This window comes from Microbacterium sp. BLY (assembly GCF_017939615.1).
Taxonomy (GTDB): domain Bacteria; phylum Actinomycetota; class Actinomycetes; order Actinomycetales; family Microbacteriaceae; genus Microbacterium.
Genome location: NZ_JAGKSR010000001.1, coordinates 2,893,374 through 2,915,323, shown reverse-complemented (window position 1 = coordinate 2,915,323; position 21,950 = coordinate 2,893,374). Strand labels below are relative to the sequence as shown.

Here is a 21,950-nt window from a genome sequence, read left to right as displayed (position 1 = left end):
TGGGCGCATCCCGAGGCTCGCACAGGTTTGGAGTGACACGTGACCGCGAAGAAGAACGGCGACCCCGAAGACGGGTCGCTGGGCGTACTCGACGACGCCGCGTCGGTGGATACCACCGGCATCGGCATCCTGGGGGGAACCGCGCAGGTGCGCGTGACCCTTCCCACGGAGGACGATGACGATCTCGCGGACGACGGCGTGGTGGAGGGGGAGGTTATCGGCGATCTCATCGTCGACGACCTCACCCTTCCCGCCGCACCGAGGCCCGTGGACGACGCACCGCGACGCGACGAGGTGATCGAGGCGGTCGTGGTGGACGAGCCCGCCACAGCTCCGACGCCCGAGATCGCGACCGACGACACCGCGGAGGAGGAGACCGCCGCGGCGTTGTTCCTCGCGAAGGCCGTCGCCGACCGCGCGGAGACCGCGGCCCCGATCCGCGCCTCGGCGTCGGCACGCGCCACGACGACGCCCGTGCAGAAGACGACGCCCGTGCAGAAGGAGACCACGATGCCCGAAGCCGACGGAAAGCCTGTTGTCCCCGCGGCCGCGCGGCCGGCGCCCCGCACCGACGTCACCCTCACGTCCAAGCGTCTCGGTGAGCTGGGGGAGTCCGCGCGGGAGTCCGCTGACCTCCTCACGCCCGACCGCCTGCTCGACCCGCACCGCGTGACCAAGCCGGAGCCCGAGGGCGGGTGGAGTCACCTGCTCTACACGCTGTCCGGACGACGGCTGAACATCGGTGATGGGCGACGGGCGCGGGAGCGCAAGGCGCTCACGGCACGGATCGCCGCCCCGCTCGCGGGTGGCGCCCGGTTCGTTCCCGTGCTCTCCCGCAAGGGCGGAGTGGGGAAGACCACGATCACCGCGCTTCTGGGCATGGCGCTCGCCGATGCCAGGGAGGATCGCGTCATCGCGGTGGACGCGAATCCGGACCGCGGCACCCTCGCCGACCGGGTGCAGCGTCCGCAGCACGGCAAGTCCGTGCGCGACCTCGTCCGCATCCGCGACGACGTGCGCGGTTACCACGACATCTCCGCGATCGTGGCGCGCGATGCGACCCGGCTCGACGTGCTCGCGTCGGACGCGGACCCTCGCGTCGCGGAGGCCTTCAGCGACACCGACTACCGGGACGTCGCCGATGTGGCGGCGCACTACTACTCCCTCGTGCTCACCGACACCGGCACCGGCATCGTCCACTCGGTCATGTCGGCGACGCTCGACCTCGCTGATCAGATCGTGATCGTCTCCGGGCTCAGCGTGGACGAGGCGCGGTTGGCCTCCGAGACGCTCACGTGGCTGGAGACGAACGGCTACGCGCAGCAGGCCCGCGATGCGATCGTCGTGCTGAACCAGTCGACGCCGGGGACGCCCCTCGTGCGTCTGGGGGAGCTCGAGGCGCACTTCGCGACCCGTGCTCGCAGCGTGGTCCGCGTGCCGTACGACCCGCAGATCGCGGCCGGCGGGACCATCGTCTTCGCCAACCTCCTCCCGGAGACGAGGAAGGCGGCGCGGGAGCTCGCGGCGCTCCTCGTCGAGGGCCTGCGGGCGAAGGCCGCCTGATGACGGTTCGCGAGATCCGCATCTTCGGCGACCCGGTGCTGCGCACGGTGTGTGCTCCCATCGAGGAGATCGACGACGGCGTGCGCGCGCTCGTGACCGATCTCCTGGAGACCGTCGAGCTGCCGGGGCGGGCGGGGGTGGCGGCCCCGCAGATCGGCGTCGCCCTCCGTGCCTTCAGCTACAACGTGGACGGGGAGATCGGCTATGTGCTGAATCCGGTGCTCACCGAGGTGCGTGGCGAGCCGCAGCCCACGGGCGAGGGGTGCCTCTCGGTACCCGGCCTGTGGCATGACGCCCAGCGGTACCCGTGGGCGCGGGTGGAGGGCATCGACCTCGACGGTCGCCCTGTCGTGCTCGAGGGGGAGGGGCTGCTGGCGCAGGCGCTCCAGCATGAGACCGACCACCTCGACGGCAAGCTCTTCCTGTCGCGACTCGACCCCGAGACCCGGAAGATCGCGATGCGCGAGGTCCGCGAGAGCTCCTGGTTCTAGCCGCCGACCCACCCCCTTCCGTACGATCCGGCCCCTTACGCACGAGCGCAAGGGGCCGGTTCGATCAGAAGGGGGTGGGTCGGCGAACGGTCAGCCGCCGATCGGGACGTTGGTCGTCGCCACGGGCTCGTCGTAGATCGCCGCGATCTCGTCGGCGAAGTCGTTCATGATGATGTTCCGCTTGATGGACAGCTTCGGAGTGAGATGGCCGGACGCCTCCGTCCACTCCGTGTCGAGGATCGTGAACTTGCGGATCGACTCCGCCCGCGAGACCCGCTGGTTCGCGGCGTCGACCGCGCGCTGGACCTCGGCGCGGACCTGGGGGTTCGTCGACGCCTCCGCCAGCGACATCTTCTCGTCGAGGCCGTTGTTGGCGAGCCAGGTCGGCAGCATCTCGGTGTCGAGCGTGACCAGCGCCGAGATGAACGGACGCTGGTCGCCGACGACGACCACCTGCCCCACGATCGGGTTCGCGCGGATCGGGTCCTCGAGCGCGGCGGGCGCGACGTTCTTCCCGCCCGCCGTGACGATGATCTCCTTCTTCCGGCCGGTGATGGTGAGGAAGCCGTCGGCATCGAAGCTGCCGATGTCGCCGGTGTGGAACCAGCCGCCATCGCTGAACGCCTCGGCGGTGGCCTCCGGGTTGTTCCAGTACTCCTTGAAGACGTTGATCCCGCGGACCTCGATCTCGCCGTCGTCGGCGAGACGCAGGCCGACGCCGGGAAGGGCGGGACCGACGGTGCCGATCTTCGACTTGGTCGCGAGGTTGACGGTGGCGGGCGCCGTCGTCTCGGTGAGGCCGTAGCCCTCGAGGATCACGACGCCGAGGCTGTGGAAGAAGTGGCCGAGGCGGGCGCCGAGGGGCGCGGATCCGGAGACGGCGTAGACGACGTTCCCGCCCATCGCCTCGCGCAGCTTGGAGTACACGAGCTTGTTGAACAGCGCGAACTTGAGCTTCATCCCGAACGGGATCTTCTTCCCCTCCTCGAGGAGCCGGGAGTGCTCGATCGCCACGTCGGCGGCCGCCCGGAAGATCTTGCCCTTGCCGCCCGCCTCGGCCTTCTGCTCGGCGGAGTTGTACACCTTCTCGAACACGCGGGGGACGGCCAGGAGGAAGGTCGGCTTGAACGACCCGAGCGCGGGCAGCAGCTGACGGGTGTCCGGCTGGTGCCCGGTGCGGACGCCCGCGTGCACGTTGAGGATCGAGATGAAACGGGCGAAGACGTGCGCCGTGGTGATGAAGAGCAGGGTGGACGAGCCGGGTGTCTGCACGACCTCGTCGAGGGCCTTGGCGGAGTTGCGGGACAGCTCGACGAAGTTGCTGTGCGTGAGCACGCAGCCCTTGGGGCGACCGGTCGACCCTGAGGTGTAGATGAGGGTCGCGATGTCGGATCCCACGGCGAGGCTCCGGCGGCGGCGGATCTCGTCGTCGGAGACGGAGGCCCCCTGTGCGGTGAGCGTGTCGATCGCGCCCAGGTGCAGCTGCCAGACCTCGCGGAGGAGCGGAAGATCACCACGGACCTCGTCGACGCGGGCGAAGTGCTCGGGCGATTCGACGATGAGGGCGATCGCGCCCGAGTCCTCGAGGATCCACTGGATCTGCGACGGGGAGCTGGTCTCGTAGATCGGCACCATCACGACGCCGGCGTAGAACAGCGCGAAGTCGATCAGGCTCCACTCGTAGGTGGTGCGGGCGAGGAAGCCAACCTTCTCTCCGGGCTGGATGCCGGCGGCCGCGAATCCCTTCGCGAGCGCGATCACCGCGGTCTCGAAGTCGGCGGCGGAGATGTCGCGCCATCCGTCGCCCTGCGGGACGGAGAACAACGCCCGGTCGGGAGTCGCCTCGGCGCGCTTCGCAAGCAGGTCGGCGACGTTCGCGTCGGGATCGGCGGGGACGATCGCGGGGACTTCAAACTGGACCACGGCAGCTCCTTCGGTACCGGTCGGGCACGTGCGTTCCTCCGAGTCTAGGGCATGGCACCCGGTCGCGGTCAGGGTGAAACTGAGTCGCTTTCCGGGTGTCGTTCCCGCGAACACGCGGGCGATCCGCGGCACGGCGCTAGACTTCACCTCGATGTTCTACTGGCTGATGAAGTACGTCGTGATCGGCCCCGTGGTCAAGGCGGTCTTCCGCCCCTGGATCGTGGGCCGCAAGAACGTGCCCGCGACCGGGGCGGCGATCCTCGCCAGCAACCATCTCTCGTTCGCGGACTCCATCTTCCTGCCGCTCGTGATCGACCGCCCGATGTCCTTCCTCGCCAAGAGCGACTACTTCACGGGGCGGGGCCTGAAGGGCTGGTTCACCCGGGTGTTCATGAAGGCCACCGGGCAGATCCCGATCGACCGCTCCGGTGGCAAGGCGTCCGAGGCGTCCCTCAACACCGGCCTGCAGGTCCTCGGAGGCGGCGACCTGCTGGGCATCTACCCCGAGGGCACACGCAGCCCGGACGGAAAGCTCTATCGCGGCCGCACCGGGATCGCCCGCATGGCGCTCGAGGCGAAGGTCCCCGTGGTCCCCGTCATCATGGTCGACACCGACACGGCCATGCCCATCGGGCGTCGGATCCCGCGGGTCATGCGGGTCGGGATCGTCATCGGCGAGCCCCTCGACTTCTCCCGGTACGCGGGCATGGAGAACGACCGCTACATCCTCCGTTCCGTCACCGACGAGATCATGGTGGCGCTCCAGCGGCTCGGTCAGCAGGAGTACGAGGACGTCTACGCGTCGACGGTCAAAGACCGTCTCCCGGCCCGCGTCACATAGGCTTCTCCGGGCATCTCGGGGGTGTCGCCGACCACTAGGCTGGACGCATGCTCCCGCACCACATCGAAGCCCTTGATGCCTGGCGCTCGCTTCCCATCAAGCAGCAGCCGCAGTGGCCGGACGCGGACCGCGTCGCCGACGTCTCCCGGCAGATCTCGAGCCTGCCGCCGCTGGTCTTCGCCGGTGAGGTCGACAACCTCCGCGACCGTCTTGCCCGGGCCGCCTCCGGGCAGGCCTTCCTGCTGCAGGGCGGCGACTGCGCCGAGACCTTCGCCGGGGCGACTGCGGACCAGATCCGCAACCGCATCAAGACCGTGCTGCAGATGGCCGTCGTCCTCACGTACGGTGCCTCCATGCCGGTCGTCAAGATGGGCCGCATGGCCGGGCAGTTCGCCAAGCCGCGCTCCAGCGACACCGAGACGCGCGGAGAGGTCACGCTGCCGGCCTACCGCGGCGACATCGTCAACGGCTACGACTTCACCGAGGGTTCCCGCCAGGCCGACCCGGGGCGCCTGCTGCAGGGGTACCACACCGCGGCGTCGACGCTGAACCTCATCCGCGCGTTCACCCAGGGAGGATTCGCGGATCTCCGCGAGGTGCACTCCTGGAACAAGGGCTTCGCACAGAACCCCGCCAACCAGCGGTACGAGCGCATGGCCGCGGAGATCGATCGTGCGATCAAGTTCATGGAGGCCGCCGGCGCCGACTTCGACGAGCTGAAGCGCGTCGAGTTCTTCACCGGTCACGAGGGTCTGCTCATGGACTACGAGCGCCCGATGACGCGCATCGACTCCCGTACGGACACCCCGTACAACACCTCGGCCCACTTCCTGTGGATCGGGGAGCGCACGCGTGAGCTCGACGGCGCGCACGTCGACTACTTCTCGAAGATCCGCAACCCGATCGGCGTGAAGCTGGGTCCGACCACGACGCCGGAGACGGCGCTGGCGCTCATCGACAAGCTCGACCCGGAGCGCGAGCCTGGCCGGCTCACCTTCATCACCCGGATGGGATCGGGCCGCATCCGCGACGCGCTGCCTCCGCTGCTGGAGGCGGTCCGGGAGTCCGGCGCCCAGCCGCTGTGGGTGACCGACCCCATGCACGGCAACGGCATCACCACGCCCACCGGCTACAAGACGCGGCGCTTCGACGACGTCGTCGACGAGGTGCGCGGGTTCTTCGAGGCGCACCGTGCGGTGGGTACCTTCCCCGGCGGCATCCACGTCGAGCTGACCGGTGACGACGTCACCGAATGCCTCGGCGGATCCGAGCAGATCGACGAAGCGGCGCTCGCGACGCGCTACGAGAGCCTGTGCGACCCGCGTCTGAACCACATGCAGTCCCTGGAGCTGGCGTTCCTCGTGGCCGAGGAGCTCGAGAAGCGCTGACCCGGAGCGGTTGCGCGAAGGGGCCGGAACGATGTTCCGGCCCCTTCGTCGTCCCCGGGGATCAGCCCGCGAAGCTCATCGTGAGGGTGATGCTCGCACCCTTGCGCTGCGGTTCGGACGGGCTGTACGACTCGACGCGGGTGTTCTCGTTCGCGAGCAGGTCCCACACCGAGTCCGGGAGTCCGGTGCTGCTGGTGTAGCTCCAGGTGAAACCGGCGTCACGCAGTGCCGCGGTGGCCTCATCGCGCGTCATGCCGGAGACATCCGGCACATCGAAGAGCGGTGGCCCCTGGGAGATGATGAGCTGGATCGTCTCGCCCGGTCGCCAGGACCCCTCTTCGGCCCGGTCGGCGTACCCGATCACGCGGTCCTTGCCGATCGAGTCGCTCGGGCGGTAGATGCTCTCCTCGGCGACCTTGAGACCTTTGCCGGTCAGGGCCTCGGTGGCCTGCGCGACGGTCATGTCCGTGACGTCGGGGACGGGCCCCCGCGACACCTGCATGGTGGCGGTGTCCTTCTCGTGCACCGTGCAGCCCTCGTCGCACCCGAACGCGTCGCCGCCGCCGCGCGGAGTGATGCGGACGTTGATCACCGAGCCGGCCGCGGCGTCCGTGAAGTACTCCTCGTCCTCGGTGATCTCGAGGTTCGCCGCCTCCAGCGCCGCGCGCACGTCGTCGGCCGGCTGACCGGCGACGGGGGCGAGGTCGTGGGAGGCGGGGCCCGCGGAGACGATGACCGTGACGGTGGTGCCCTTGTCGACCCTGGCGCCCTGGCCCGGATCCGTCTCGATGACGATGCCCTTCTCGACGTCCACGGAGAACTGATCCCTCTGGGTGGGCTCGAAGCCCGCCTCGGTGAGGTCGGCCGCCGCGGCGTCGTAGGTCTGCCCGGCGACGTCGGGGACCGCGATGAGCGATCCCGGCCCGGACCCGAACCACCAGCCCACCCCACCGGCGAGGACGGCCAGCAGCAGCACCAACGAGAGCAGGAAGGCGCCGCGGGCGCGGCGGCGGGACGCCCGGCGCCGCAGGATCGTCGCGTTGTCGACGGCGGGGGAGGAGGCGGTCGCCGGCTCGGGCATGACCATCGTGCCGGCCATGACCTTGGTCAGGTCTCCGGAATCCGCCTGGTCGCGCGACGTCCCGGTCGTCCGGGTGACGGCCGGAGCCACGCCGATCTCCCGCTCGATCTCGCGCAGGCGGTCCAGCATCTGCTGGGCGTCATCCGGTCGCTCGTCCGGGGACTTCTCAGTGGCCCAGAGCACGAGCTCGTCGAGCTGTTCCGGCACCGCCGGGTTGCGCACGCTCGGACGAGGCACCGACTCGGTGGCGTGCTGGAAGGCGATCTGCATCGGCTGCTCGCCCTTGTAGGGCTGCTCGCCGACGAGCATCTCGTAGAGCATGATGCCGAGCGCGTAGATGTCGCTGCGGGCGTCCGCGGTGCCGCGCGTCACGAGCTCGGGGGCCAGGTAGGCGATGGTGCCGAGCAGTTGCTGGCCGGTCGCGGTGTTCGCGGTCGTCGCTCTGGCGAGCCCGAAGTCGCCGATCTTGATGCGGCCGTCCTCGGCGAGCAGCACGTTCTCCGGCTTGACGTCGCGGTGGACGATGCCGGCGCGGTGCGCGGCGGACAACCCGGCGAGGACGGCGTCCATGATGGTGATCGTCTGGGCGACGGTGAGGCGCTTCTGCTCGCGGAGGAGTTCGCGCAGGGTGATCCCGGGCAGGTACTCCATCACGAGATACGCGAGCTCGCCGTCCTGACCCTGGTCGAACACGTTGACGACGTGCGGGTCGGCGAGGCGCGCGGCAGCGCGGGCCTCCTGGATGAATCGGCTCTGGAACGCGGAGTCGTCGCTGAGGTGGGCGTGCATCACCTTCAGGGCGATGCGGCGCTCCAGGCGGAGGTCGGTGGCGACGTACACGGTGGCCATGCCGCCGCGGGCGATGCGGGCGCGGACGCGGTAGCGACCGTCGACAAGCCGCCCGATGAGGGGGTCGGCCTGATGATTGGTCGTCACGACAGAAGTCTATGGACGATTGGCTGAAAGCCCCGGGAACGCCTCACCCCTCCGGGCATCCGGATTTCGGGAGGCGTCACCCGTACTGGGCGAGCCATGCGTACGCCTGCGCCTCCCACTGCCCGTAGCGCTCGGGATAGGCGGAGATCTGCACGGCCTGCGCGGCGTCGGTGAACGACAGCGACTCCCAGTCCGGAATGTCGAGCAGACCGCGGGTGACGTGCCCGTTCGGGTCGCCGGCGCCGCCGTAGAACACCCGGGTGCTCCGCTCCGCGTCCATGATCTGTGCGGGGGTTCCCCAGCCGGTGCTCGGACGCTGTTGGAACAGCCCCAGCGAGTCGCGGTCGCCCCAGTCGAGGTTCCGGAGCCCGGACTCCACCATGCCCGTCGCGAGTGCGGTGGCGATCGCGCGGTCGGAGACACCGAGCTCGCGGCCGACGCGGATGATGAGCGCCGCGTTGGCCGCCTGCTCGGCGGTCAGGCTCGCTGACCGCTGCCCGGTGGGAGCGGCGGCGGGCTTCGGCGCGGGAGGGCTCTGCACCGTCAGCCGCTGGCCGGGGTAGATGATCGAGGACGCGCTGAGACCGTTCCAGGCGAAGAGCGACTGCGTCGACGTGCCATAGCGCTGGGCGATGCCGAACAACGTCTCTCCGGCGGACACCGTATGCGTCGCGGCGGTCGCCGGCGGGGGTGTCGCGGGGGCGGCGGGTGCCGCGGCCGGTGCGGATGCCGGAGCGCCGGAGACGACGAGTTTCTGGCCGGGGTAGATGATGGCGGAGCCGGCGAGCCCGTTGGCGGCGAGGATCGCGCTCACCGAGGTGCCGTACTTCGCGGCGATCGCGAAGACGGTGTCACCGGCGGCCACGAGGTGTGTCGTGGTCGCCGCGGGAGCCGGTGCGGCCGCCGGTGTCGCCGCGGGTGCCGGAGCCGCTGCGCGCAGGGTCAGCGTCTGTCCCGGGTAGATGACCGATCGCCAGGAGAGCCCGTTCCAGCTCAGGACGTCGGTGGTGCGGAGGCCGTACCGACCCGCGATCCCGGCGACGGTGTCACCCGGCCGGACGACGTGGGTTGGCGGGACCGCCTGCGTCGGGACGACGCGCACGGGGGTGCTGCGATGACGTTCGTACGGTGCGACGGGCGGTGCGGGTGCGGCGGCGGGTGCCGCCGTCAAGGTGGCGGCGAGTGCGCCGGCCACGGCTGTGTGGAAGATCACGTCGGGCCCCCTTTTCGAGCACTTCACGCTGACACGGATGTATAGAGATGTCAACAGAAGTGACGTGTGTGACAGGAGTGACCGCTGGGGCGAATATGCGCCCAGGAGGCGGAGATGAGATAGTGAGGAACGTGTCTGAGAACGTCGCTGCAACCCCCGATGCCGCCGCCACCGACTGGCTGACCATGCCCGACCTCGTCGAGGTCCTCGGCGAGCCGCTCGGCCGGGTGCGTCGTCTGATCGACGAGCACTACCTCGTCGGCTCCAAGCGCAGTGGCGTGTTCGCGGTCCCGTCCGTGTTCATCGTGGACGGCCAGCCGCTGAGCTCCTTGCGCGGCACGATCATCGTGCTGCAGGACGCCGGCTTCTCGGACGACGAGCTCATCGACTGGCTGCTGGCCGAGGACGAGTCGCTCGGACGCTCGCCGATCGCCTCGCTGCTGGCGGGGCACAAGAGCGAGGTCCGCCGCCTCGCGCGCACTCTCGCCTGAGACGGGGCGGAGCGCTCAGGACGAGCGCACGGTCGCGGCCCGGCCGAGTTCCCGGAGCTCGCCGACGGCGGCGTTCTCCAGGCGCGCGCCGGAGAGCGCACGGTCGGCCTCGCCCGCGTACGCTGCGATCATCGACTCGACACGCTCGAGCGCACCGGTGTCGGCGATCGTCTCCTGCAGGAACGAGACCTGGGCGGGCGTGAGCTCCGGGTCGCCGAGCATCTCATCGAGCACGCGGCGTGCCGACCCGTCCAGCGCCTCGCGCGTGAGCGCGATGAGGACCGTGCGCTTACCTTCGCGCAGGTCGTCTCCCGCGGGCTTCCCGGTGACGGCGGCGTCGCCGAACACGCCGAGCACGTCGTCACGCAGCTGGAAGGCGAGCCCCAGGGGGTGGCCGAACCGCCGCAGCGCCTGGATCTGCTCCGAGTCGGCGCCGGCGAGTGCCGCCCCGAGGATGAGCGGCTGCTCGATGCTGTATCGCGCCGACTTCAACGACGCGACGCGGAGCGCCCGGTCGGCGTGCCGGCGATCGTCGCTGACGCTCCACGCGGATTCCTCGGCGATGTCGAGGAACTGCCCGGTCGTGACGTCACGACGCATGCGGGCATACTCCGCGCGCACCGAGCGTGCCTGCGGATGACCGTCGAGGGCGGATTCCAGGAGGTCGTCGCTCCACGCGACGAGCAGGTCGCCGAGCAGCACGGATCCCGCCCTGCCGAACGCCGCGGCATCGCCCCACCATCCGGCGGCGCGGTGCGAGGCCTCGAGTGCCCGATGGGCAGCGGGGCGCCCACGCCGGGTGTCGGAGTTGTCGATCAGATCGTCGTGGACGAGTGCGGCGGACTGGAAGATCTCCAGGGCGGCGCAGACATCCCAGAGTGCCTCGTCCTCGGCAGCGGAACGATCGCGGAACCGGGCCACGGCGCGCCAGCCGGCGTGACAGAAGCGGGCGCGCAGCCGCTTGCCGCCGGTGAGGGTGTCCGCCGCTGCGTCGAGGAACGCCGCAGCGTCCTCGCCGTACTCTGCTGACTCCGCGCGCATGCGGGTGAGGAAGAGGTCCAGTCGCGCGGCCACGGCGTCGGGGACGGAGGGGGAGGGGGACGGCACGACTCCCAGCATACGTAAAGGATGCGGGCCTCGAACCGCTGGCCTCGGACGCCGTGCGCGCGTAGACTGGAGGGCACGATACCCGAGGGGGACGAGATGCCACTCTCCGAACAGGAGCAACGTCTGCTCGACGAGATGGAACGCCATCTCCTGCACAATGACGCCGACGTCGTGAGCGCGCCGTCGGGCGATCGCACGCTCAGCTATCGCAACCTCGTCTACGGCGCTCTGCTTCTGCTGGCCGGTATCGGCGGGCTGATCTTCGGCGTCATCCTCGGCGACCAGTGGGGCATCGTCGTCGGGGTCATCGGCTTCGCGGCCATGCTCGCCGGAGTGATGCTGGCCGTCACTCCCGTGCGGCGCACCGGCCCGGCGGAACCCCGTTCGCGCACCGCTCCCCAGCGGAAGGACTCGTCGTCGTTCATGGATCGCATGAACGACCGCTGGGACCGACGCCACGACGGGCGCTGACCGCCCCTCCTCTCTCTTCCACCCCTGAGCCCGGATGCTGAGCATCCGGGCTTTTTCGTGCCTGCGAATCGGGCGCCTCCTCCACCGTCCCTCCACTGACCCTCCACTGTCCTCCACCCCGGAATCTCGCGGACTCTCGGGGGTGGACCCCGCCCTCTCTCGGGGATAGCGTGGATTCGTCGTAGGAATGTGGAGGAAAGTGGAGTAAAGTGGGGCGCACCTCGAGTTGGCCGGACGGAGAGGGGGTGATGGCCGATGCTGCTGGGCACGCATTCACCCAAGCTGGACGACAAGGGACGGGTCATCCTTCCTGCGAAGTTCCGCGAGGACCTGGGCGGCGGCATCGTCGTCACCCGGGGGCAGGAGCGCTGCCTCTACGTCTTCAGCACGGCCGAGTTCGAGGCGATGCACGAGCGGATCCGTCAGGCTCCGCTCGCCAACAAGCAGGCGCGTGACTTCATGCGCATGTTCCTCTCCGGTGCCAGTGCGGAGATGCCCGACAGCCAGAACCGCATCACCATCCCCGCTCACCTGCGTCAGTACGCGGGTCTTCAGAAGGAGCTCATCGTGACCGGAGTCGGCGCCCATGCCGAGATCTGGGACGCGGAGAGCTGGAACGCCTACCTCGCCGCGGGCGAGGAGTCCTACGCCGAGCTGGAGCAGGAGGTGATTCCCGGACTGTTCTGACCCCGGCTGTGATGCCCCGCCGCTCCCGCCCCGACACACTTCCCCGGTGCCGGGTCGCGAAGCGGAGGGGGATCAGAGCCGAAGGTCGGACCCGAGAGAGATCATGAGCCTCCGCGACATCCACACCCCCGTCCTGCTCGACCGCTGCGTCGAGCTCCTCGCTCCCGCCCTCCACGAGGACGGCGCGATCCTCGTCGACGCCACGCTCGGCATGGGCGGGCATTCGGAGGCCCTGCTGGAGCGCTTCCCCGGCATCCGCCTGATCGGCCTCGACCGCGACACCGACGCGCTGAGGATCGCGGGAGAGCGGCTCGCCCGTTTCCGCGACCGTGTCACGCTCGTCCACACGGTCTACGACGAGATCGGGCTGCACGCGCAGGGCGCGGCCGGCATCCTCTTCGACCTCGGCGTCTCCTCGCTGCAGCTCGACGAGGCCGAGCGCGGCTTCGCGTACTCCAAGGACGCGCCGCTCGACATGCGGATGGACCAGACCAAGGGGATGACGGCGGCCGACGTCGTCGCGACCTACAGCGAGGGCAACCTGCGCCGCATCTTCGAGCGCTACGGCGAGGAGAAGCTCGCGGCGCGGTACGCGCGCTTCATCATCGATGCCCGCCAGAAGAAGCCCATCACCCGCTCGGGCGAGCTCGTCGACATCCTGGTCGCCGCGACGCCCGCCGCGGCCCAGCGCGCCGGGCACCCGGCCAAGCGGGTCTTCCAGGCGCTGCGCATCGAGGTCAACGCCGAGCTGAACGTCCTCGCCGATGCGATCCCCGCCGCGATGGACGCCCTCGCCGTCGGGGGACGCATCGTCGTCATGTCGTACCAGTCCCTCGAGGACCGGTTGGTCAAGCAGGCGTTCGCGGCCGCATCCTCGTCGACCGCGCCCGCCGGCCTCCCGGTCGAGCTTCCCGAGCACGCCCCCCGATTCCGCGTCCTCACCAAGGGGGCGGAACTCGCCGATGACGAAGAGCGCGCACGCAATCCGCGTGCGATCCCGGTGCGCCTGCGCGCCGCTGAGAAGGTGCGGGAGAGCGCATGAGCATGAACGCAGTCCGCAAGCCGACCCTGCCGCTGCAGCCGGTCACCCCGGAGAAGACCCCGGAGCGCCGTCTGCAGCCGGTCACGGCACCGGCACAACGGCGCAAGCCGAAGCTCGCCTACGCGCTGGTCGCGCTCGGCGGTGCCCTCGCCATCGGCGCGGCACAGGTCGGTCTCTCCCTCGCCATCACCCAGGATTCCTTCACGCTGGCCGGACTCACCTCGCAGCAACGCGAACTGGACCTCCGCACGGATGCGCTGCAGGAGGAGCTCACTGGGTTGAGCTCGCCGCAGGTCCTCGCCAGCAGCGCGGCCGACCTCGGGATGGTCGTGGCGGGAGCGCCGTCCTACCTCCGGCTCAGTGACGGCGCGGTGTTCGGCACCGGCGCCGGCGCCGAGGGGGTCTCGACGATCGATCCCAACGGGAAGGCGGCGGTCGGCAACGTCCTCGTGACGGAGGATGCGCCCCCGCCGGCGACGACGGACGACGCGGCGGACAGCACGTCGCCGGCCCCGAATCTGCCTCCGGCCATCACCGACGGGCTCCCGAGCCCCACCACCCACTGACAGCCCCGATCGACGGAGAGATCCCATGACGACACGAGCCACTCGCGGACCACGGCGACGCACCGTCGTCGCCCTGGCGGTCATCCTCTCCATCCTGGTGGCGTTCGTCGTCCGCCTCATCGACATCCAGGTGGTGAGCGCCGACGAGCACGTCAGCCAGTCCCTCGAGCACATCGGCGACGGCTCGAGGATCCCGGGACAGCGCGGCGCCATCGTCGACGCGCAGGGCACGGTGCTCGCGTCGAGCGTCATGGTCTACGACGCGCAGCTCAGCCCGCAGGTCATCCGGCTCACAGAGGAGAAGGACCCGGCGCTGCCGTGGGCCGAAGCCGCCGAGAAGATCGCCGCGATCACGGGGGTGCCCGGAGACGAGATCCGAAAGCGCGTCTCCGATGCCCTCGCCGAGAACCCGAACAGCCAGTACGCGCCGTTGAAGACCGGGCTGAACACCGAGCAGTTCATGGCGCTGCGCGACCTCGGACTCGGGTCGTATCTCGCACTGAAGCCGCGCGAGACGCGGGTGTACCCGAACGGCGCCGTCGCCGGCAACGTGCTTGGCTTCCTCGACAACACGGGGGAGGCCAAGGCGGGCGTCGAGCAGCTCGAGCAGTCCTGCCTCGCCCCCGTGGACGGCGAGAAGACCTACCGCAAGGGCAAGGACGGGGTCGTGATCCCCGGGAGCGAGTCCGTCACCGACGCCGTCAACGGCGGCACCGTGCAGCTCACGATCAACAGCGACCTCCAGTGGTACCTCCAGCAGATGATCGGGGAAGAGGCCCAGAAGCAGGGGGCGAAGGGCGGCACCGTGACGGTGGTCGAGGTCGGCACCGGCAAGATCCGCGCCGCCGCCGAGTGGCCGGCCATGGACCCGAACGACCTGGACTCCTCGACCCCGGAGACGCGCTACAGCCAGATCTTCCACCGCGACTTTGAGCCCGGATCGACGTTCAAGGCCATCACCGCGGCCGCAGCGATCGAGGGGGCCGGCCTCACGCCGCTCAGCACGGTCACGGCCTCCTCGCGGGAGACGTTCCCGAACGGCGCGGTCATCAACGACGCGTTCAGCCACCCCGCGTACAACTACACGCTCGCGGGCGGCCTGATCGACTCGTCGAACACCGCACTGTCGAAGTTCGGCACCATGGTCGCCCCCGAAGTGCGATACGACTACCTGCAGCGATTCGGCGTCGGCCAGAAGACGCTGGACTTCCCGTCCGAGGTGGGCGGCATCCTCCACCCGGTGAGCGACTGGGACAGCCAGTCCCTCTACACGACGACCTTCGGCCAGTACTTCACGGTCACGGCTCCGCAGCTCGCGGGTGCATACCAGGCCATCGCGAACGGCGGCGAGAAGATCGACCTGTCGCTGGTGGAGTCGTGCACGGCGCCCGACGGCACCGTCACGGAGACGCCTGAGCCGAAGCACGAGCAGATCATCAAGGAGCAGACCGCCGCCGATCTCACGCGCATGCTCGAGAACGTCGCGGTGCAGGGCGGGAACGCCGACCGCATCCAGGTGCCCGGGTACCGCGTGACCAGCAAGACCGGTACGGCACAGGTCTCGGACGGCAAGGGCGGCTACAAGGCGGGCGTGTACTACACGAGCATGGTGGGCTTCGCGCCCGTCGACGATCCGCAGTACGTCGTCGTGGTCACCCTCGACGAGCCGACTAAGGTTGTATCGTCCGCGGCCACCGCTTCCGCCTTCCAGAAGGCGATGACGCAGGTGATGAAGACCTATCGCGTGATGCCGTCCTCTGTCCCGATGGACGCGCTCCTCCCCAAGTTCGGATAGTCGGCGAGAGCCGCGCATGGAGATGACATGATCGCCCTGACGCTCGCTGAGATCACCGCCGCCATCGGCGGTGATCTGCGTGTGGCCGGAGAGCACACACCGGAGACGGTCGTCGACGGCATCGTCGACACCGACTCGCGCACGATGGAACCCGGGTCCATCTTCGTCGCCAAGCCCGGCGCGGAGACCGACGGGCACCGCTTCGTCGGCGCCGCCGTGGAGGCCGGGGCGGTCCTCGCGATCGTCGAGCATCCGGTCGACGTCGCGGTCTCGCAGATCGTCGTCCCGGATGCGGTCGTCGCCCTCGGCGAGCTCGCCCGCGAGGTCGTGGCACGGGTGCGGGCCGGCGGCCGCCTGCGCATCGTCGGCATCACCGGCTCCAACGGCAAGACGACCACCAAGAACTTCCTCGCCCGCATCCTCGCCGACGAGGGCGAGACCGTCGCCCCCGTGAAGTCGTTCAACAACGAGGTCGGCGCTCCCGTCACGATGCTCCGCGTCACCCACGACACCCGGTTCCTCGTCAGCGAGTTCGGCGCCGCGGCTCCGGGCAGCATCGCGCGCCTCGCCGGTCTCGTCGAGCCCGACCTCGTCATCGTGCTGATGGTCGGCATGGCGCACGCAGGGGGCTTCGGCGGGATCGAGGCGACGGCGAAGGCCAAGTCCGAGCTCGTCGCCGCCGCCCGGGTCCCCGGCGTCGCGGTGCTCAACGCGGACGACGCCCGCGTCTGGGCGATGCGCGACCTCGCCGAGAGCCGCGGCCTCCGGGTCGTCGGCTTCGGACAGTCGGCCGCGGCCGCCGTGCACGCTCGCGGGATCGAGGTCTCCGCGTCCGGCACCCGGTGCGTCATCGAGGTCGCGGGGGAAGCGCTGCCGCTGCGCCTGCGCGTCCTCGGGGCCCACCACGTCACGAACGCCCTCGCCGCGATCACCGCGGCCGTCGAACTCGGGGTGCGGCCGCACGACGCCGTCTCCCGGCTGGAGACCGTCGAGATCGCCGAGCGCTGGCGGATGCAGCCCCTGGGCAACGAGCGCGTCCGCATCATCAACGACGCCTACAACGCCAGCCCGGACTCCATGGCGGCCGCCCTGCGGACGCTCGCACAGATCACCGGGCCGGACGAGCGCACCGTCGCCGTGCTCGGCGCGATGAGCGAGCTGGGCGAGAGCGCCGGAGAGGAGCACGACCGCATCGGTCTGCTCGCCGTCCGTCTCAACATCCGGCGCATCGTCGTCGTCGGCCCCGAGGCCCGGCGGCTCTACCTCGCCGCCGTCGGCGAGGGGTCGTGGGACAGCGAGGCCGTCCACCTCCCGGATCAAGACGCCGCGTTCGAGTACCTCCGCACGGAGCTGCGTGACGGCGACCGGGTCCTCGTGAAGTCGTCCAACTCCGTGGGCCTCCGGCATCTCGGCGATCGTCTGGGAGAATTGTTCTCGTGAGGTCCCTCATCATGGCGGCGGCCATCTCGCTCGCCTTCACTCTCTTCCTGACTCCCGTCTTCCTCCGGCTCTTCCGGAAGTGGGGCTGGGGACAGGTCATCCGCACGCCCGAAGCGGCGGGGAACCCCAGCCACGAGGCCAAGCGCGGCACACCCACCATGGGCGGCGTCATCTTCATCCTCGGCTCCATCGTCGGCTACTTCACGGGGGTGCTCGTGAGCGGAGAGACCCCGGCGCTCTCCGCGATCCTCGTGATCTGGTTGATGGTCGGCTTCGGCGTGGTCGGGTTCATCGACGACTACATGAAGGTGCGCAGCCAGCGGAGCCTCGGGCTCTCCGGCTGGCGCAAGGTCATCGGGCAGCTCATCGTGGTGATCCCGTTCGGGATCGTGGCGCTGAACTTCCCGAACAAGTGGGGGCAGACGCCGGCCAGCGCGTCGATCTCGCTGTTCCGCGACATCACCTGGCTGAATCTCTTCGCGTTCGGCGTCATCCTCGGCTGGATCCTCTACCTCGCCTGGATCTCCATCATCGGGGTGGCCACCTCGAACAGCGTGAACCTGACCGACGGTCTCGACGGCCTCGCCGCGGGCGCCGGCGTCATCGTGGTCGGGGCGTACAGCCTCATCGCGTTCTGGCAGTTCAAGCAGCCCTGCATCGGCGGCGACCCCGGCTCCCTCGGCGGCTGCTATGAGGTGCGGGATCCGTTCAACCTCGCGATCATCTCGGCGTCCTTCGCCGCGAGCCTCATCGGGTTCCTCTGGTGGAACGCGCCGAAGGCCAAGGTGTTCATGGGCGACGTGGGCTCGATGGCCATCGGCGGCGTCATCACCGCGATGGCGATCATGACGCGCACAGAACTGCTGCTCCTGGTCATCGCCGGCGTGTTCGTCCTCGCCTCCGGGTCCGTGATCCTGCAGCGCGCCTACTTCAAGATCACCCGCGGGAAGCGCCTGTTCCTCATGAGCCCCTTCCATCACCACCTGGAGATGCGGGGGTGGTCGGAGGTGACCATCGTCGTGCGGATGTGGATCATCGCCGGGCTCCTCGCCGTGTCCGCGGTCGGACTGTTCTACGTGGAGTGGCTGACCCGTGTCGGCTGAGCGTCTCGCGGGACTGACGAGCTGGAACGCCGACTGGAGCGCCCTGCGCGTCGCCGTGCTCGGGCTCTCGATGACCGGCTTCTCGGTCGCGGACACGCTCACCGAGCTGGGCGCCGACGTCCTCGTGCTCAGCGAGTCGGCGGAGGAGGAGTACGCCCGGCTGCTCCCGGTGATCGGTGCCCGACTGGAGCTCGGGCCGCTCGACGAGGTGCCGGAGGCGCTGACCGCGTTCGCGCCCGAGGTCGTCATCGCGTCGCCCGGATTCCCCCCGACGCACCCCGTGATCCGGTGGGCGCAGGAGACGGGCATCGCGCTCTGGGGCGACGTCGAGCTCGCCTGGCGGGTCCGCGACAAGGTGCTCCGCCCGGACGGCACCCCCGCGGACTGGGTACTCATCACGGGGACCAACGGCAAGACGACGACGACCCAGCTCACCGCGACCCTGCTCGTCGCGGGCGGACGACGGGCCGCCCCCTGCGGCAACATCGGCGTCCCGGTGCTCGACGCGGTCCGCGACCCCGCCGGCTTCGACGTCCTCGTCGTCGAGCTGTCCAGCCACCAGCTCTGGTATCTCGGCCTGTCGCAGCCGGAGGGCGAGCTGTTCCCGTACTCCGCGGTGTGCCTCAACCTGGCGGACGACCATCTCGTGTGGCACGGCAGCGCGGAGGCGTATCGGGACGCGAAGGCGCTCGTCTACCGCAACACCCGCGTCGCCTGCGTCTACAACAAGGCCGACGAGGCGACCCGCCGGATGGTGGAGGACGCCGACGTCGTCGAGGGCGCACGCGCGATCGGTTTCGACCTGGGCATCCCGGGGCCGAGCGATCTCGGTGTCGTCGAGGGGCTCCTGGTCGACCGGGCGTTCCTCGACGACCGGGCGCGCAGCGCTCTGGAGCTGACGACGGTCGCCGATCTCGAGGCGGCGGGTCTCACTGCGCCGCACATCGTGCAGAACATCCTCGCCGCCAGCGCCCTCGCCCGTTCGCTCGGCGTCGAGCCCGAGGCCATCCACACGGCCCTGCAGTCCTTCCGGCTGGATGCGCACCGCATCGAGGTCGTGGCCCGGCACGCCGGGATCACCTGGGTCGACGACTCCAAGGCCACGAACCCACATGCGGCCGCCTCCTCACTGCGTGCGTACCCGGGAGCGGTGTGGGTCGTCGGCGGCGACCTCAAGGGCGTCGATATCGCCGACCTCGTGGCGGATGCGGGCGCGACCGCACGCGCAGCGGTCGTCATCGGCGTGGATCGCACCGCCGTCGTGACGGCATTCCAGCGACACGCGCCGACGGTGCCGGTCTTCGAGGTCGATGCTGGCGACACTGGACAGGTCATGAACCGCGTCGTGGAGATCGCGGCGGGGATCGTCGACGGAGAGGGCACTGTGCTTCTCGCTCCCGCCGCGGCATCCTTCGACCAGTTCTCCAGCTATGCGGATCGCGGACGCCGCTTCGCCGAAGCGGTGCGGGACTGGATCGAGCGGGGGAGCGCCGATGACGCAGGTGGCTCGCCCTCCGCGCTCTGAGTCGGGTGGTCTCGCGGCGCGGGTCTCGCTCGGACGCCGGTTCACCCCGGTGTCGACCGAGTTCCTGCTGATCGCCTCGACCGCTCTGCTCCTCACGATCTTCGGTCTCGTCATGGTGCTCTCCGCGACGAGCGCCACCGCCGTGGCGAACGCGCAGAACCCCTTGGACGCCACCCTGCGACAGGGGGTGTTCGCGCTGGTCGGCATTCCGCTGATGTTCCTCATCAGCCGTTTCCCGGTCGCGTTCCTCAAGCGCATGGCGTGGCCAGCGCTGTTCGGAGCCGTGGCCCTCCAACTCCTCGTCTTCACCCCGCTCGGCATCGAGGACGGCGGAAACCGGAACTGGGTGTCCGTGGCAGGCGTGCAGATGCAGCCGTCGGAGTTCCTCAAACTGGCCCTCGCCCTCTGGATCGCGGCGGTGCTGCTGCGCAAGCAGACGATGCTCGGCACCTGGCACCACGTCTTCATCCCGGTGATCCCCGTGGGCGCCCTGGCGATCGGGACCGTGCTGGCCGGCAAGGACCTCGGCACCGCGATGGTCATGGTGCTGATCCTGCTCGGCTGCCTCTTCTTCTCCGGCGTCAAGCTGCGGCTGTTCATCATCCCGATGATCCTGGGCGTGGTCGCCGTGCTGGCCTACGCGCTGTCCAGTGAGGACCGGATGCGCCGCATCACGGCGACGTGCGACAACATGGCGCTTTACTACACGGACTGCTACCAGTCCATCCACGGCATCTGGGGCATGGCGTCGGGGGGCGTGTTCGGTCTCGGGCTCGGCAACTCCCAGGAGAAGTACGGCTGGCTGCCCGCCGCGGGCAACGACTTCATCTTCGCGATCGTCGGCGAGGAGCTCGGGCTGATCGGGTGCATCGTCGTGCTGGCCCTCTTCACGTTCTTCACGGTGGGCGCCTTCCACGTGATCCGCAAGACGCCGGACCCGTTCATCCGGGTCGCCGCGGGCGGGATCACGGTGTGGATCGTCGGCCAGGCGGTGCTGAACATCGGCGTCGTGATCGGCGTCTTCCCGGTGATGGGGGTGCCGCTGCCGTTCATGTCGCAGGGCGGGACCGCCCTGTTCGCCGTGCTCATCGCGTGCGGGGTGCTGCTGGCGTTCGCGCGGACCATCCCGGCCGCCGAGAAGCAGTCAGCCGAGCGGGGTAGGGTCGCGAGGTGACCTCGTACCTCCTCGCCGGCGGTGGCACCGCCGGCCATGTCAATCCGCTGCTCGCCGTCGCCGACGCGCTTCGCGAGCGCGATCCCGCGGCCACGATCCTTGTGCTCGGCACGGCGGAGGGGCTGGAGTCGCGGCTCGTGCCGGAGCGCGGTTACGAGCTCCTCATCGTCGATAAGGTGCCGTTCCCCCGCCGCCCCAACGGGCAGGCGGCCGCGTTCCCCGGACGGTTCCGGCGGGCGATCGCACAGGTGCGGGCACACATCCGACAGCACGGCATCGACGTCGTGGTCGGCTTCGGGGGCTACGCCTCGGCTCCGGCGTACGTCGCCGCGCGTCGTGAGCGCGTGCCGTTCGTGGTGCACGAGGCGAATGCGAAGCCGGGCCTGGCGAACGTCCTGGGCGCTCGCGCGGCAGCCGGTGTCGGCGTCGCCTTCGCCGGCACGCCCCTCCGCGGCAGTGAAGTGGTGGGCATGCCGTTGCGCCGCGAGATCATGGCCCTCGACCGGGCGGCGCGGCGCGCGGAGGCGGCCGAGCACTTCGGTCTGGACGCCTCTCGGCCCGTGCTCCTGGTCTTCGGTGGTTCGCTCGGTGCGCAGCGCCTCAACGACGCCCTCGCGGATTCCTGGCGCGACATCCTCGCGGCGGACTGGCAGTTGCTGCACGTGACGGGGGAGCGCAGCGATCTGGCCGACCCCGGCGTACCCGGCTACGTCGTCCGACGCTATGTGGACCGCATGGACCTCGCGTTCGCCCTCGCCGACCTCATCGTGTCGCGCTCGGGCTCGGCCACGGTCAGCGAGATCAGCGCTCTCGGCATCCCGGCCCTGTACGTGCCGTACTCGGTCGGGAACGGCGAGCAGCGGTTGAACGCAGCGTCTGCGGTGGCCGCAGGGGCGGCACAGCTGCTCGACGACGCCACCTTCGACGGTGATGCCGTGCGTCGGATCGTCGTGCCGCTGCTCGGCGACCGCGACCGCCTCCGGGCGATGGCGGAGGCGGCGGCGACGGCGGGCACCCGCACCGGCACCGAGAACGTCGTGGCCATGATCGACCGTGCTCTCGGTGCGGCGTGACGCCGCCGTCCGGACCGGAACCAAAAGTAGACTGAAGCGG

At 70.0% G+C, this 21,950-nt stretch carries 19 protein-coding genes; 15 read left to right on the top strand and 4 right to left on the bottom strand.

What is annotated here, in order from left to right; all coding sequences use genetic code 11:
* Nucleotides 1-39: 39 nt before the first annotated feature.
* Together KAF39_RS14280 and def are read left to right on the top strand one after the other, a co-directional pair.
* Nucleotides 40-1,563 carry a MinD/ParA family protein gene (locus KAF39_RS14280; RefSeq protein ID WP_210677837.1) on the top strand — a complete coding sequence of 508 codons (1,524 nt, stop codon included), beginning with the start codon at nucleotides 40-42 and terminating at the stop codon, nucleotides 1,561-1,563.
* Nucleotides 1,563-2,054, top strand: a complete 492-nt coding sequence (def, locus tag KAF39_RS14275) for a peptide deformylase (RefSeq protein ID WP_210677836.1) — start codon at nucleotides 1,563-1,565, stop codon at nucleotides 2,052-2,054. Before KAF39_RS14280 ends, def begins: the two co-directional genes overlap by 1 nt.
* 90 nt (nucleotides 2,055-2,144) lie before the next feature.
* Here the strand turns inward: def and KAF39_RS14270 are convergent, their stop codons facing one another.
* Nucleotides 2,145-3,977 carry a long-chain fatty acid--CoA ligase gene (locus KAF39_RS14270; RefSeq protein ID WP_210677835.1) on the bottom strand — a complete coding sequence of 611 codons (1,833 nt, stop codon included), beginning with the start codon at nucleotides 3,975-3,977 and terminating at the stop codon, nucleotides 2,145-2,147.
* A gap of 151 nt (nucleotides 3,978-4,128) precedes the next feature.
* On the opposite strand from KAF39_RS14270, the gene KAF39_RS14265 reads away from it, so the two are divergent.
* Both KAF39_RS14265 and KAF39_RS14260 read left to right on the top strand, forming a co-directional pair.
* On the top strand, nucleotides 4,129-4,818 hold the full coding sequence (locus tag KAF39_RS14265) for a 1-acyl-sn-glycerol-3-phosphate acyltransferase (protein ID WP_210677834.1): 690 nt from the start codon (nucleotides 4,129-4,131) through the stop codon (nucleotides 4,816-4,818).
* 47 nt (nucleotides 4,819-4,865) lie between these two features.
* Entirely contained in the window at nucleotides 4,866-6,206 is a 1,341-nt protein-coding gene (locus tag KAF39_RS14260) for a class II 3-deoxy-7-phosphoheptulonate synthase (RefSeq protein ID WP_210677833.1), read from the top strand.
* 61 nt (nucleotides 6,207-6,267) lie between these two features.
* Here the strand turns inward: KAF39_RS14260 and pknB are convergent, their stop codons facing one another.
* Nucleotides 6,268-8,223 carry a Stk1 family PASTA domain-containing Ser/Thr kinase gene (gene pknB / locus KAF39_RS14255; protein WP_210677832.1) on the bottom strand — a complete coding sequence of 652 codons (1,956 nt, stop codon included), beginning with the start codon at nucleotides 8,221-8,223 and terminating at the stop codon, nucleotides 6,268-6,270.
* Between the two features lie 76 nt (nucleotides 8,224-8,299).
* Complete coding sequence (locus tag KAF39_RS14250) at nucleotides 8,300-9,436, bottom strand: LysM peptidoglycan-binding domain-containing protein (protein WP_307805219.1); 1,137 nt, start codon at nucleotides 9,434-9,436, stop codon at nucleotides 8,300-8,302.
* Between the two features lie 122 nt (nucleotides 9,437-9,558).
* Here KAF39_RS14250 and KAF39_RS14245 point away from each other — a divergent pair, with 122 nt between their 5' ends.
* A complete protein-coding gene (locus KAF39_RS14245) occupies nucleotides 9,559-9,927 on the top strand; it encodes an Rv2175c family DNA-binding protein (RefSeq protein WP_374093832.1) in 369 nt (122 codons plus the stop codon).
* Nucleotides 9,928-9,942: 15 nt separating this feature from the next.
* Here KAF39_RS14245 and KAF39_RS14240 read toward each other — a convergent pair whose 3' ends face one another.
* Entirely contained in the window at nucleotides 9,943-11,046 is a 1,104-nt protein-coding gene (locus KAF39_RS14240) for a polyprenyl synthetase family protein (RefSeq protein WP_210677830.1), read from the bottom strand.
* Nucleotides 11,047-11,130: 84 nt separating this feature from the next.
* On the opposite strand from KAF39_RS14240, the gene KAF39_RS14235 reads away from it, so the two are divergent.
* The 10 genes from KAF39_RS14235 to KAF39_RS14190 all read left to right on the top strand — a co-directional run bounded on the left by KAF39_RS14235 (nucleotide 11,131) and on the right by KAF39_RS14190 (nucleotide 21,910).
* Entirely contained in the window at nucleotides 11,131-11,505 is a 375-nt protein-coding gene (locus tag KAF39_RS14235) for a DUF3040 domain-containing protein (protein WP_210677829.1), read from the top strand.
* 255 nt (nucleotides 11,506-11,760) lie between these two features.
* The gene (gene mraZ / locus KAF39_RS14230) at nucleotides 11,761-12,192 is read left to right on the top strand and encodes a division/cell wall cluster transcriptional repressor MraZ (RefSeq protein WP_025105095.1); all 432 of its coding nucleotides are present in this window, start codon (nucleotides 11,761-11,763) and stop codon (nucleotides 12,190-12,192) included.
* Between the two features lie 103 nt (nucleotides 12,193-12,295).
* Nucleotides 12,296-13,234 (top strand): 16S rRNA (cytosine(1402)-N(4))-methyltransferase RsmH, encoded by a 939-nt coding sequence (rsmH, locus tag KAF39_RS14225; RefSeq protein WP_210677828.1) that lies wholly within the window; start codon nucleotides 12,296-12,298, stop codon nucleotides 13,232-13,234.
* Nucleotides 13,231-13,800, top strand: a complete 570-nt coding sequence (locus tag KAF39_RS14220) for a hypothetical protein (protein ID WP_210677827.1) — start codon at nucleotides 13,231-13,233, stop codon at nucleotides 13,798-13,800. Before rsmH ends, KAF39_RS14220 begins: the two co-directional genes overlap by 4 nt.
* A gap of 25 nt (nucleotides 13,801-13,825) precedes the next feature.
* Nucleotides 13,826-15,595: a penicillin-binding protein 2 gene (locus tag KAF39_RS14215; protein ID WP_210677826.1), complete on the top strand. Its 1,770-nt coding sequence runs from the start codon at nucleotides 13,826-13,828 to the stop codon at nucleotides 15,593-15,595.
* A gap of 27 nt (nucleotides 15,596-15,622) precedes the next feature.
* Nucleotides 15,623-17,035: a UDP-N-acetylmuramoyl-tripeptide--D-alanyl-D-alanine ligase gene (gene murF / locus KAF39_RS14210; RefSeq protein ID WP_210677825.1), complete on the top strand. Its 1,413-nt coding sequence runs from the start codon at nucleotides 15,623-15,625 to the stop codon at nucleotides 17,033-17,035.
* Complete coding sequence (mraY, locus tag KAF39_RS14205; RefSeq protein ID WP_210677824.1) at nucleotides 17,032-18,138, top strand: phospho-N-acetylmuramoyl-pentapeptide-transferase; 1,107 nt, start codon at nucleotides 17,032-17,034, stop codon at nucleotides 18,136-18,138. Before murF ends, mraY begins: the two co-directional genes overlap by 4 nt.
* Nucleotides 18,128-19,663: a UDP-N-acetylmuramoyl-L-alanine--D-glutamate ligase gene (gene murD / locus KAF39_RS14200; protein ID WP_210677823.1), complete on the top strand. Its 1,536-nt coding sequence runs from the start codon at nucleotides 18,128-18,130 to the stop codon at nucleotides 19,661-19,663. The genes mraY and murD overlap by 11 nt, the downstream gene beginning before the upstream one ends.
* Nucleotides 19,632-20,837: a putative lipid II flippase FtsW gene (gene ftsW / locus KAF39_RS14195; protein WP_210677822.1), complete on the top strand. Its 1,206-nt coding sequence runs from the start codon at nucleotides 19,632-19,634 to the stop codon at nucleotides 20,835-20,837. The genes murD and ftsW overlap by 32 nt, the downstream gene beginning before the upstream one ends.
* Nucleotides 20,834-21,910, top strand: a complete 1,077-nt coding sequence (locus tag KAF39_RS14190) for a glycosyltransferase (protein WP_210677821.1) — start codon at nucleotides 20,834-20,836, stop codon at nucleotides 21,908-21,910. Before ftsW ends, KAF39_RS14190 begins: the two co-directional genes overlap by 4 nt.
* Nucleotides 21,911-21,950: the final 40 nt, after the last annotated feature.